This window comes from Pseudomonas sp. MF6394, from assembly GCF_002018845.1.
In the GTDB taxonomy this organism is placed as follows: Bacteria; Pseudomonadota; Gammaproteobacteria; order Pseudomonadales; family Pseudomonadaceae; genus Aquipseudomonas; species Aquipseudomonas lactis.
Map to the genome: position 1 here is coordinate 1 of NZ_MVOJ01000064.1, position 11006 is coordinate 11006.

The following is an 11006-nucleotide window of genomic DNA, read 5'->3' on the forward strand; positions in this document are numbered from 1 at the left end:
GGTCAGGAGAGACACGCAACTGGAACCCTATCGGGACGGTGTATCTGAACCCTGAAAGGGAACTGACCGTGGTAATAAAAATCGCGTAGCGCGACGGTGGACGCGACAACTACCTTGAAAAACGCCGTTGATCTGGCTTTTGATCTTAGGCGCCCCGTTAAACCACGCTGGCCGAACGCAGGCTTGAATTCGTGGGTAACCCGGCAGGACGCCGGGTTAGCCGCCCCGCGCCATGGATGGCGCGTGGCGGCGGCCCACGGATTCAAGCCTGCGTTCGGGCACACCGAGCCCAAGCGAGGTGCCGAGTGGTGGGGCAAGAGCGTTTTGCTTACTTTTGCGCTTTTCAAAAGTGAGCCGCTGTCAGAGCGGAACCCTAGGTGGCCGTTACCGCAGGAATGGATATGTACACGGTCCAACTGAGTTGACTGTTAGGCCGTCTTCGCGAGCAAGCCCGCTCCCACAGTTTGATTGCGGGGTGTCAGGTAGAAAAGCGTCGGCTGTTAGGCCGTCTTCGCAGGCAAGCCAGCTCCCACATTTGGATCGCGGGGCATCAGTTAGATCAGCATCTACCATCAGGTCGTCACGGGAGCCAACTCCCACAGCTGATAGCGTCGAAGACTAAAACAGGAGGCAAAAAAAATCCCCGAACCAGTCGGGGATGTTTTATGTGCGATCAATCAGCCCAAGGGCGGATCAATCTTCGCGGTAGCGACGCAGCTTGAGCTGCTTACCGGCAACGCGAGTGTCTTTGAGCTTGGTCAGCAGTTTTTCCAGGCCGTCTTCCGGCAACTCCACCAGGGAGAAGCTGTCACGCACCTGGATGCGACCGATGGCTTCACGCGCCAGGCCACCCTCGTTGAGGATAGCGCCCAGCAGGTTCTTGGCAGCGATACCATCACGCGCACCCAGCGCGGTACGGCAACGAGCACGGCCTTCAGCCAATGGCACTGGAGCACGACGCTCACGGTCGCCACGGTCTGGACGGTCACCGGAACGCTCTGGACGATCACCGCGTGGCGCGCTGTTCGGAACCAGTGGACGTTCTTTTTCGATGGCTGCCAGGGTCAGGGCCTGACCGTTGGTGGCTTTGCGCAGCAGGGCTGCAGCCAGGGCACGCGGGGTGCAACCGATATCGGCGGTCAGGCGGTCCAGCAGGTCGCCGTGGGTCGATTCAGCGTCAGCCACCAGTGGCGCCAGGCTGTTGGTCAGTTTCTTGATGCGCGCATCGAGAACAGCCTGGGCATCCGGCAGGCGGACTTCGGCAACTTTCTGGCCGGTAACACGCTCGATCACTTGCAGCATGCGGCGCTCACGTGGAGTCACCAGCAGCAATGCACGACCTTCGCGACCGGCACGGCCAGTACGGCCGATACGGTGAACGTAGGACTCTGGATCGTAAGGCATGTCAACGTTGAACACGTGGGTGATACGTGGAACGTCGAGGCCACGGGCGGCAACGTCGGTCGCCACAACGATGTCCAGACGGCCATCCTTGAGGGAGTCGATCACGCGCTCACGCTGGTTCTGGGCAATGTCGCCGTTCAGCGCAGCGGCTTTGTAGCCTTTGGCTTCCAGGGCGCTGGCCAGGTCCAGGGTCGCTTGCTTGGTGCGCACGAACATGATCAGGGCGTCGAAGTCTTCCACTTCCAGCAGGCTCAATACAGCCGAGGTCTTCTGGTCAGCGTGAACCAACAGGTGAGCCTGTTCGATCGCGGTAACGGTCTGGGTCTTGGTCTGGATCTTCACGTGCTCCGGATCGCGCAGGTGGCGTTCGGCAATGGCACGGATGGACTGCGGCAGGGTAGCCGAGAACAACACGGTCTGACGGGTCGCTGGCAGTGCCTTGAAGATGACTTCCAGGTCATCCATGAAGCCCAGCTTCAACATTTCGTCAGCTTCGTCCAGAACCAGGTGGTTCACGGTCGACAGAACTTTTTCGTCACGACGCAGGTGGTCGCACAGACGGCCCGGAGTGGCGACAACGATCTGTGCGCCATTACGGATTGCCTTGAGTTGTGGGCCCATAGGCGCGCCGCCGTAAACGGCCACAACAGTTACACCCGGCATTTGCTTGGCGTAGGTTTCAAAGGCGGTTGCTACTTGCAGCGCCAACTCACGGGTTGGCGCCAGGATCAGGGCTTGCGGCTCGCGCTTGGCAGGATCGATGCAATGCAGAATAGGCAGGGCGAACGCGGCGGTTTTACCGGTACCGGTTTGCGCCTGGCCAATCATGTCCTTACCGGCCATGATGATCGGGATCGATTGCTGCTGAATCGCCGAAGGTTCTTCGTAGCCAGTCGCTGCGACGGCTGCAAGAATATTCGGGTTAAGATTAAAAGCGGCGAAGCCGCCGGTTTCCTGGGTCATGGGTCTGCCTCTAAGTGCATCCGCAAAGACCCATGCTCCAAAGCTGCGCATGCCGTGTTGAGACTCAAGAGTCGCCCTGGCTGCTTTGTCGGCGGGGATTTGCGAAAACGAATGAATGAAAAAGATTCGTCAAGGAAGAGTCCGCTGTGCGGACGTGCAGCCGAAGCTGACTTCGGGGAATTGCGCTACCTAAACGCGGCCCGGTTAAAGGCCGGCGCGCACTATACCGGAAATAGCTGAAAAAGGGAGCTTTTTTTATCGCCAGGCACCGATAAAGCGCACTGCGTCACGGGTTTTGCAGATCCGTGCGCCAGGGTCTATTTTTCAGAGGCCCGGCCCTGTTGGTCATCATGCTTAAACGGTTCACCCAACCATTGAGACCCTTTGGTCTGAAACCTTACCCGCGCCCCGAGGGCACACCCCATGAATCAAGCCAGCAGTAGCCGTGTCAGCCGCGCACTTGAGGGCCATGTTCTATTGCTGGGCCTGGACCGTGTGGCCAAACGCAACGCCTTCGACCTGGATTTGCTCAATGAACTGAGCCTGGCCTATGGCGAATTTGATCGAAACGATGATGCACGAGTGGCCGTGGTGTTTGCCCATGGTGACCACTTCACGGCCGGGCTGGACCTGGCCAATGTCAGCAGCGTGATGGCGGGCGGCTGGCAACCGCCGCTGGGAGGGTGCGACCCGTGGGGGGTGTTTGCCGGCCCGCGCGTGAGCAAGCCGGTGATCGTCGCTGCCCAGGGTTATTGCCTGACGATCGGTATCGAATTGATGCTGGCGGCGGATATCAACCTCTGCGCCAGCAATACCCGCTTTGCCCAGATGGAAGTTCAACGTGGGATCTTTCCATTTGGCGGCGCGACATTGCGCTTTCATCAGATTGCAGGCTGGGGCAATGCGATGCGCTGGCTGCTCACTGGCGACGAATTCGACGCCCATGAAGCCCTGCGCCTGGGGTTGGTGCAGGAAGTGATGGCCAGTGAAGACCTGTTGCCTCGCGCCATTGAATTGGCCAACCGCATTGCGCGCCAGGCGCCGCTGGGTGTGCAGGCCACGCTGATGTCGGCGCGGCTGGCGCGGATGGAAGGCGAAGCTGTCGCCGCCGCCGCGCTGCCGCCCATGGTGGATAAACTGCTTAACAGTGAGGATGCCAAGGAGGGTGTTCGGGCGATGGTCGAGAAGCGGCCGGGGGTGTTCAAGGGGATTTGAACGAACTGAATTAGCGGTCGGCAGTGAGGGCCTCTTCGCGGGCAAGCCCGCTCCCACAGTTGAATTGCATTCTCTGCTGAAATGCAATCCCCTGTGGGAGCGGGCTTGCCCGCGAAAGCGTCCGAACCGGCAACTAAGTTGCTGGCCGAATCGCCTTGATCAACGGCTGCAACGAATACCCCAACCGCGGCGCCAAGGCTTCGGCGCGGGCTGACAGCGCCTCCAGGTCCAGCTCCTGATCCAGCTCCGAAGGCACCAACAGAATCACATTGCCCTCCTTCACCGGCAGCTCCCAGTAATGCCGGTGGTACAACCCACGCAGCAACGCCGCCCCCAACGGTTTGCCGTCATCGGTGGCCCACTGGTTGATCACCAGCCAGCCGCCGGGGTTGAGCTTCTTCTGGCAGTTTTCCAGGAAGGTCCAGGCCAGATGCCCCACGCCCGGGCCGACATCGGTGTAGAGGTCGACGAAAATCAGATCGGCCGATTCGGCACTGTCGAGCAATTGCAGTGCGTCACCAATGCGGATGTACAAGCGCGGGTCGTCATCCAGCCCCAGATATTCAATCGCCAGGCGCGGTACATCGGGACGCAGTTCAATGGCTTCGACATCGTCCAGCGCCAGGAACTTGAGGCACGCCTGGGTCAGCGTGCCCGCGCCCAGGCCGAGAAACAACGCACTCTCCGGCTGCTCATGGCACAACGCACCGATCAGCATCGCGCGGGTATAGTCGTACTCCAGCCAGCTCGGGTCAGCGGTGAATACACAGCTTTGCTCGATGGCATCGCCGAATTCGAGAAAGCGGTAATCCGCCACTTCAAGCACACGGATCATGCCGAATTCATCATGGACTTCGGCCAGCAGGCGCTCGACACGCTCCTCGCTCATCACTACTCCTAAAGGGTCTACCGCACGACAAAGGCGCGATTGTCGGCCAAGCGGCAGCCACAGGTCACGCACTAATTGCTGCTAACATTGACGCCCCAACATCCACCCGCAAACGAGTTCATGATGAGCCAACCCTGGAGCCCCGATAGCTGGCGAGCCCTGCCGATCCAGCAGCAACCTCAATACCCGGACGCTGCCCACTTGCTGCAAGTGGAACAAAGCCTGGCGAGCTACCCGCCCCTGGTGTTTGCCGGGGAAGCCCGCGAGTTGCGCCGTCAGTTTGCCGAAGTGACCCAGGGCCGTGCCTTCCTGCTGCAAGGTGGCGATTGCGCCGAGAGCTTTGCTGAGTTTTCCGCCGCGAAGATCCGCGACACCTTCAAGGTGCTGCTGCAGATGGCTATTGTCATGACCTTCGCCGCCGGTTGCCCGGTGGTGAAAGTCGGGCGCATGGCCGGTCAGTTCGCCAAGCCACGCTCGGCCAACGATGAAACCATCGACGGCATCACCCTGCCCGCTTACCGTGGCGATATCGTCAACGGCATCGGCTTCGACGAAAAAAGCCGCGTGCCAGACCCGGACCGCCTGCTGCAGTCCTACCACCAGTCCACCGCCACCCTCAACCTGCTGCGCGCCTTTGCCCAGGGCGGTTTCGCTGACCTGCACCAAGTGCACAAGTGGAACCTGGATTTCATCGCCAACTCAGCCCTGGCTGAAAAGTACAGCCAACTGGCCGACCGCATCGACGAAACCCTGGCCTTCATGCGCGCCTGTGGCATGGACAGCTCGCCGCAATTGCGCGAAACCAGCTTCTTCACCGCCCACGAAGCGTTGCTGCTCAACTATGAACAAGCCTTCGTACGCCGTGACAGCCTGACCAACGACTACTACGACTGCTCGGCGCACATGCTGTGGATCGGCGACCGCACCCGTCAGTTGGACGGCGCCCATGTCGAGTTCCTGCGCGGGGTGAACAACCCGATCGGCGTGAAAGTCGGACCGAGCATGAACCCGGACGACCTGATCCGCCTGATCGACATCCTCAACCCGGATAACGACCCTGGCCGCCTCAACCTCATCGCCCGTATGGGCGCAGGCAAGGTCGGTGACCATTTGCCCAACCTGATCCGGGCCGTGCAGCGCGAAGGCAAGCAAGTGCTGTGGAGCTGCGATCCGATGCACGGCAACACCATCAAGGCCAGCAGTGGTTACAAGACCCGCGACTTTGCGCAGATCCTTGGCGAAGTGAAGGATTTCTTCCAGGTGCACCAGGCAGAAGGCAGCTATGCCGGCGGGATCCATATCGAGATGACCGGACAGAACGTCACCGAATGCATCGGCGGCGCACGGCCGATCACCGAAGATGGCCTGTCGGACCGTTATCACACCCATTGCGACCCACGGATGAATGCCGATCAGTCGCTGGAGTTGGCGTTTCTGATTGCCGAGACCTTGAAACAGGTTAAACGCTGACGTTTTATCGACCGGGATGACGCCATCGCGGGCAAGCCCGGCTCCCACATTTGGACGCGTTTCTCTGTGGGAGCCGGGCTTGCCCGCGATAGAGGTTTAAAGGTTGGTATCCCGGTTCAGCATCGCTGCCCTTAACCGGGCAGCACTGGGCCGCTGGCAATTGAGCTGGACCTGTTCCAGCCCTAGCCAGTCGGCCATCTTTCGCAGGTTCATCGCCAGCGCCAACATGCCTTCCTCATCCAGCCCCGGCTCTTCCTCGTGCACGGCATGCACGGCCAGGCGCCCATGGGCACGCTCGGCCCGCAGGTCGACGCGCGCGGCAATGCGCTCGTTGTGCAGAAACGGCAGCACGTAATAGCCATACACGCGCTTTTCTTGCGGGGTGTAGATCTCCAGCCGATAGCGAAAGTCGAACAGGCGCTCGGTGCGGCTGCGCTCCCATATCAGCGAATCGAACGGTGACAACAATGCACTGGCCGGTACGTTGCGCGGCAGTTTCGGCTGCGCCAGGCAATACGCGGGTTGCTTCCAACCCCGCACCTGGCACGCCAGCAGTTGCCCATCCTCGACCAGTTCGGCCAAGCGGTTGCGGCTGTCGGCGGGCTCGAGGCGAAAATAATCGCGCAGGTCTTTTTCGGTGGCGACACCCAATGCCGTCGCACTGTGCAACAGCAAGCCGCGCTGCGCTTGAGCCTCCCCCATGGAGACATTGAGCACCTCGGCGGGAATAACGCGCTCGGGTAAATCATAGAGCCGCTCGAACCCTTGACGACCGGCAACCGTGACCAGGCCAGCGGCGAACAGCCATTCCAGCGCGTGCTTTTCATCACTCCAGTCCCACCAGGGCCCGGCACGCTCCTCGCGGGTCGACAAGCTGCCAGCGCCCAAGGCGCCCTGCTGTTCGACGGTGCGCAACACGCGCTGGATCGTCGCCTGCTGTTCACGGCCAAAACGTGCCATCTGCGCATAGATCCCCTGCCCTTGCCGGGCGCGCTCCATGCGCCACTTCATCAGCGGGTACAGCGCCATGGGCAGCAGCGACGCCTCGTGCCCCCAGTATTCGAACAACGAGCGCCGCCGCCCCTGGCTCCAGGCGGCTTGCTCAAGAATTGACGGGGAATAATGGCCGAGGCGGGAAAACACGGGCAGGTAGTGGGAACGCACCAGCGCATTGACCGAGTCGATCTGCAGGACGCCCAGGCGTTCAACCAGGCGGTTGAGGTGCGCAGCCTTTATCTGTGCAGGCGCCTGGCGCCCGGAAAAACCCTGGGCTGCCAGCGCCATGCGTCGAGCTTGCTTGAGTGAAAAACACAGGTCGGCGGGCATGGCAGTCTCCAAAGAAGCTCGCCCCCTACCCTACTGCATCCGGGCTTATTTTCGCAGCGGGTCTTCCCAGAAATGCCGATGGCTTTCCTGCACGACGTCGGCGCGATTGAGCCCGATGTCCTTGAGTGCGTCATCGCTCAGGGTCGCCAGCATCTGGCGCTCCTGATGCAATAGCTGCCAACGCGCGAATGTGTGGAACAGCCCGGCAAACGGCCGTTTATCTGTCGATATGAAACCTTTTTGACCTTTCATCTTCTCGCCCTCCAATGGGGATGACGACAGTGTGTGCCTGGCATTATGATCAATCCAACGAATGTTTCTTATGCAATACATCTCGGAGATTGATCAATTGTCCGCCTATCCCAGCATCGACACAGACGTGCTGCGCACCTTCGTCGCGATCGCCGACCAGGGCGGTTTCACCCGCGCCGGCGAGCAGGTCAACCGTACGCAGTCGGCAGTGAGCATGCAGATGAAGCGCCTGGAAGAGGACGTGCTGCAGCGCAAACTGTTCGAGCGCGATGGCCGGCAAGTACGGCTCACGCCCGAAGGCCAGGTGCTGTTGGGTTATGCGCGGCGTATCCTGAAATTGCACAGCGAGGTGTTCAATACCTTGCGCGAGCCCCACATGGTGGGCTTGGTGCGCATCGGCACGCCGGATGACTACGTGATGCGCTTTCTGCCTGGGATCCTTAAGCAGTTTTCCAAAGCCTACCCACTGATTCAGATCGAAATGCACTGCGAAGCATCGACCGTATTGATGCAGCGGCGGGACCTGGCGTTGACCGTGATCAGCCGCGAACCTGGAAACGATCTGGGTGAGTTATTGCGTACCGAACGCATGGTGTGGGCAGCATCGCCGTGCTTTTGTGTGGAGGAGCACGATGCCCTACCCCTGGCGGTGTCCGGCGACGAGTGCCTGTACACCCATTGGGCACGTGCCGCACTGGACGCGGCTGGGCGAGATTATCGCCTGGCCTATCACAGCTCTAACGGAGCAGCGATCCTGGCGGTGGTGAGTGCGGGCTTGGCGGCGATGGTCAGCATGGAAAGCCTGGTCACCGACGACCTGCGCGTGCTCGGCAGCGACGAAGGCTTCCCGCCTTTGCCGTCGATGAACCTGCGCTTGCTGCGTAACCCGCAGATGACGTCGCCGATCACCGAATGCCTGGCAGAGTACATCATCGAAGGCTTCAAACTTTAAAGGTCAGCATCACCGCGCACACCACCAAAAAGCCACAGAACAGGCCGCGCAATAGACGCTCCGGCAAGGCATGGGCGACTTTCACCCCCCAACTGATACTCAGCAGGCCACCTATCGCCAGCGGCAGGCCGATCATCCAGTCCACCTCGTGGTGCCAGGCATAGGTGACCAGGGTCACACCGGTGCTAGGCAACGCCAAGGCCAACGACAAGCCTTGGGCGACCACTTGAGTAGTGCCGAAGACACTGGTGAGCACCGGCGTAGCGACCACCGCACCGCCGACCCCGAACAGCCCGCCCATGGAACCGGATGCCGCGCCCAAGACGCCAAGCCAAGGCCAGGAACAACGCATTTGCGCGGTGGGCGGCGCGTTGCGAGTGAACATGCGCACCAGGTTGTAGGCCGATAGCGCGACCAAAAAAGCAATGAAGCCGATACGCATGGCGCCCGCATCCAGCCCCACCGCCCAGATCGACCCCAGCCAGGCAAAGCAAAAGCCGGTCACACCCAGGGGTAAGGCGTGACGCAACTCGATGCGGTTACGCTGGTGATAGCGCCACAGGGCGAGCATCACGTTCGGCACGACCATCACCAAAGCGGTGCCTTGGGCAATCTGCTGATCCAGGCCGAACAACACGCCCAGCACCGGGATAGCAATCAGCCCGCCGCCAATGCCAAACAGCCCACCCACGGTGCCCAACGCCGCGCCCAATGCCAGGTACATCACTAAATCCCACACCGCTTGCTACTCCGCCATTTGATGCTTGGCATGCTACGCAGTCGGCCCTGGCGCGGAAACGCACAGCAACGCACAATGGCTGTGCCAATCTCGCATAAGCGTTGAGCCATGAACCCCAACACCTTGACCGACCAACTGAGCCTGTTTCTGGATGTACTGGAAACCGGCAGTTTTTCCGCCGCCGCGCGCCGACATCCGCTGACGCCTTCCGCCGTGGCGCGGCGCATCTACAGCCTGGAAAGCTCAGTGGGCAGCCGCTTGTTCCAACGCAGCACCCATGCGGTGGTGCCCACCTCAGCGGGCTTGGCCTTTGCCGAGCGGGCGCGACGGATTGTCAGCGAGTTGCAGTTGGCGCGGGCCGAAGCCGTCTCGCTGAGCCATGCGCCGGAAGGGTTGATCCGGGTCGATGCGCCCGCAGCGTTTGGCCGCCGGCACCTGGCGCCGGTCATTGCGGACTTTTTGAGCCTGTATCCAGGACTGGACGTGCACCTGCACCTGATCGACAGCTTTGTCGATATGCAGGGCGCGCATTTGGGCAAGGTCGACTTGGTATTGCGCGCCGGGCATATCGTTGACTCCCGGCTGATCGCTACGCCGTTGGCGAGTATCGTGCGTATCGCCTGTGCCAGCCCCGCGTATCTGAAAAGCCGTGGCACGCCGGCCCATCCTCGGGAGCTGAGCGAACATGACGGCCTGGACTGGGACGGGCTGGCGCCGATGTTCGCCTGGCGCTTCGAACTGGACGGGCGCCGCACCACCTATCGCCCGCGGCGCATCCGCATGAGCGCCAACAATGCCGAAGCCCTGCTTTCGGGTGCATTGGCCGGGCTGGGCATCGCTCACCTGCCGACCTGGTTGGCCAGTGAGTACCTGGTGCGCGGCGAACTGTTGCCGCTGTTTTGTGAAGACGGTTTGCCCAGCCCGGAAACCGCCGGCATTTATGCGCTGCGCCTGGAACAGCAGCCCAATGCCCGCAGCCGGTTGCTGCTCGAATACCTCAAATCCCGTTTCAGCCCGGTGCCGCCTTGGGATCTGGCATTGCAAAGTGGCCTGGTCTGACGCCTAGGGCAACAATTACCTGGCGCATTAAAGATTTGCCCGCTAGATTCCAGCCCATACATGCTTTTTAGAGGCACTACCATGAGCAAAAACCCTGATCCTTGCGAATCGCTATTGCTGGACAACCAGCTGTGCTTCGCCCTGCACTCCACTTCACTGATGATGACCAAGGTCTACAAGCCGCTGCTCCAAGCCATCGGCCTGACTTACCCGCAATACCTGGCCATGATGGTGCTGTGGGAAGAGGATGAGTTGACCGTCAGCGAAATCAGCAGCCGTCTGCTGACGGACCCGGGCTCCATGACGCCACTGCTCAAGCGCCTGGAAGCCGAGGGCCTGCTCAGCCGCACCCGCAGCCGCGAAGATGAACGGGTGGTGGTGGTGGAGCTGACCGACGCCGGGCGTGCCTTGCAGGAGAAGGCCAAGGAGGTTCCGCAATGCATCCTGGACGCCAGCGGGATGGCGCTGGAGCAATTGCGCAAGCTGCAAGGCGACCTGATCGCGTTGCGCGCTAATCTGCAAACCAGCCTCTGACACCCCCAGCATTACACACACTCGGAAGTGGGAGCGGGCTTGCTCGCGAAGGCGGCCTGGCAGTCAACACAGTTGGACCGGGTACATATCCGTTATTTAGGTAACGGCCACCTAGGGTTCCGCTCTGACAGCGGCTCACTTTTGAACAGCGCAAAAGTAAGCAAAACGCTCTTGCCCCACCACTCGGCACCTCGCTTGGGCTC

General features: G+C 61.0%; 10 protein-coding genes. 5 read left to right on the forward strand and 5 right to left on the reverse strand.

The features are described 5' to 3' along the window. Positions 1 to 693: 693 nt before the first annotated feature. Positions 694 to 2367 carry a DEAD/DEAH box helicase gene (locus MF6394_RS32495; RefSeq protein WP_003189900.1) on the reverse strand — a complete coding sequence of 558 codons (1674 nt, stop codon included), beginning with the start codon at positions 2365 to 2367 and terminating at the stop codon, positions 694 to 696. Between the two features lie 423 nt (positions 2368 to 2790). Here MF6394_RS32495 and MF6394_RS32500 point away from each other — a divergent pair, with 423 nt between their 5' ends. Beyond that, a complete protein-coding gene (locus tag MF6394_RS32500) occupies positions 2791 to 3582 on the forward strand; it encodes a crotonase/enoyl-CoA hydratase family protein (RefSeq protein WP_044274549.1) in 792 nt (263 codons plus the stop codon). A 133-nt stretch (positions 3583 to 3715) separates the two neighbouring features. Here the strand turns inward: MF6394_RS32500 and MF6394_RS32505 are convergent, their stop codons facing one another. Continuing rightward, the gene (locus tag MF6394_RS32505; RefSeq protein ID WP_003189897.1) at positions 3716 to 4471 is read right to left on the reverse strand and encodes a spermidine synthase; all 756 of its coding nucleotides are present in this window, start codon (positions 4469 to 4471) and stop codon (positions 3716 to 3718) included. Positions 4472 to 4594: 123 nt separating this feature from the next. Between MF6394_RS32505 and MF6394_RS32510 the strand changes: the two genes are divergently transcribed. Beyond that, entirely contained in the window at positions 4595 to 5941 is a 1347-nt protein-coding gene (locus MF6394_RS32510; RefSeq protein WP_057710905.1) for a class II 3-deoxy-7-phosphoheptulonate synthase, read from the forward strand. Positions 5942 to 6037: 96 nt separating this feature from the next. Here MF6394_RS32510 and MF6394_RS32515 read toward each other — a convergent pair whose 3' ends face one another. Further along, a complete protein-coding gene (locus tag MF6394_RS32515) occupies positions 6038 to 7267 on the reverse strand; it encodes a winged helix-turn-helix domain-containing protein (protein ID WP_078468284.1) in 1230 nt (409 codons plus the stop codon). Positions 7268 to 7312: 45 nt separating this feature from the next. Next, entirely contained in the window at positions 7313 to 7519 is a 207-nt protein-coding gene (locus MF6394_RS32520; RefSeq protein WP_078468285.1) for a DUF1127 domain-containing protein, read from the reverse strand. Positions 7520 to 7589: 70 nt separating this feature from the next. Between MF6394_RS32520 and MF6394_RS32525 the strand changes: the two genes are divergently transcribed. Further along, positions 7590 to 8471: a LysR family transcriptional regulator gene (locus MF6394_RS32525; protein WP_047710396.1), complete on the forward strand. Its 882-nt coding sequence runs from the start codon at positions 7590 to 7592 to the stop codon at positions 8469 to 8471. On the opposite strand, the gene MF6394_RS32530 is transcribed toward MF6394_RS32525, so the two are convergent. Further along, positions 8461 to 9210, reverse strand: a complete 750-nt coding sequence (locus MF6394_RS32530) for a sulfite exporter TauE/SafE family protein (protein ID WP_078468286.1) — start codon at positions 9208 to 9210, stop codon at positions 8461 to 8463. The two genes, MF6394_RS32525 and MF6394_RS32530, sit on opposite strands and share 11 nt — an antisense overlap. Positions 9211 to 9318: 108 nt before the next feature. Here MF6394_RS32530 and MF6394_RS32535 point away from each other — a divergent pair, with 108 nt between their 5' ends. Both MF6394_RS32535 and MF6394_RS32540 read left to right on the forward strand, forming a co-directional pair. Beyond that, the gene (locus MF6394_RS32535) at positions 9319 to 10269 is read left to right on the forward strand and encodes a LysR family transcriptional regulator (protein ID WP_078468287.1); all 951 of its coding nucleotides are present in this window, start codon (positions 9319 to 9321) and stop codon (positions 10267 to 10269) included. A gap of 81 nt (positions 10270 to 10350) precedes the next feature. Continuing rightward, positions 10351 to 10803, forward strand: coding sequence for a MarR family winged helix-turn-helix transcriptional regulator (locus MF6394_RS32540; protein ID WP_078468288.1), 453 nt, complete (start codon positions 10351 to 10353; stop codon positions 10801 to 10803). Positions 10804 to 11006 lie beyond the last annotated feature (203 nt).